The 450-nt window shown below is 51.8% G+C and carries 1 rRNA gene; it reads left to right on the forward strand.

Going from position 1 to position 450, the window contains the following annotated elements:
• Window positions 1-450, forward strand: a 23S ribosomal RNA gene (locus GVL52_RS29000); the annotation flags it as partial.

Below are 450 nucleotides of genomic sequence, written 5' to 3' on the forward strand. Positions count from 1 at the left end.
GTGCAAGCTCTTGATTGAAGTCCCAGTAAACGGCGGCCGTAACTATAACGGTCCTAAGGTAGCGAAATTCCTTGTCGGGTAAGTTCCGACCTGCACGAATGGCGTAACGATGGCCACACTGTCTCCTCCTGAGACTCAGCGAAGTTGAAATGTTTGTGATGATGCAATCTCCCCGCGGAAAGACGGAAAGACCCCATGAACCTTTACTGTAGCTTTGCATTGGACTTTGAATCGATCTGTGTAGGATAGGTGGGAGGCTTTGAAGTGAGGACGCTAGTTCTCATGGAGCCAACGTTGAAATACCACCCTGGTGCGTTTGAGGTTCTAACCCAGGTCCCTTATCGGGATCGGGGACAGTGCATGGTAGGCAGTTTGACTGGGGCGGTCTCCTCCCAAAGCGTAACGGAGGAGTTCGAAGGTACGCTAGGTACGGTCGGACATCGTGCTAAT

Origin of the sequence: Rhizobium sp. 18055, assembly GCF_902706285.1 — a bacterium.
In the GTDB taxonomy this organism is placed as follows: domain Bacteria; phylum Pseudomonadota; class Alphaproteobacteria; order Rhizobiales; family Rhizobiaceae; genus Rhizobium.